Annotated in this window: 1 protein-coding gene; it reads left to right on the plus strand. The window is 65.2% G+C overall.

Annotation, left to right across the window (positions count from 1 at the left end; genetic code table 11):
• The coding region (locus tag IEW15_RS25690; protein ID WP_188583406.1) for an IS66 family transposase at positions 1 to 497 on the plus strand (497 nt) is incomplete at its 5' end.
• Positions 498 to 528: the final 31 nt, after the last annotated feature.

Below are 528 nucleotides of genomic sequence, written 5' to 3' on the forward strand. Positions count from 1 at the left end.
AGGACCATCAAGCCTGCCTCGCCCACCTGCTGCGCGACATCCAGTACGCCATCGACGCCGGCGACGATGCCTTGGCCCCCGGCCTCAAGGCCCTGCTGAAACGGGCGACCCGCATCGGGCGGCGCCGACCGGATCTGGCGGATTCCACTCTGGCCGTCTATCATTCCCGTCTCCAGTCCCGGCTCGACGACCTGCTCAAGATCGTGCCCGCCACCAAGGCGGGACAGAAGCTGCTCCGCATCATCAAGCGCTTCCGCCAGAACCTCTTCGTCTTCGTCACCAACCGCGCCATCCCGGCCACCAACAACGGCTCCGAACAGGCGCTCAGGCCATGCGTCGTCTTCCGCAAGGTCACCAATTGCTTCCGTTCCGAATGGGGCGCCACCCTCTACGCCAATGTCCGATCCGTCGTCGAAACCGCCCGACGACGAGGCATCGGTATCCTTCGCGCAATTCGGCTCACCCTTGACGGAGCCGCCCTGCCGGTCGCATCGTAGCCTTGGCTCCGTCGGCGACGTGAGCAATTAC

Origin of the sequence: Tistrella bauzanensis, assembly GCF_014636235.1 — a bacterium.
Taxonomy (GTDB): Bacteria; Pseudomonadota; Alphaproteobacteria; order Tistrellales; family Tistrellaceae; genus Tistrella; species Tistrella bauzanensis.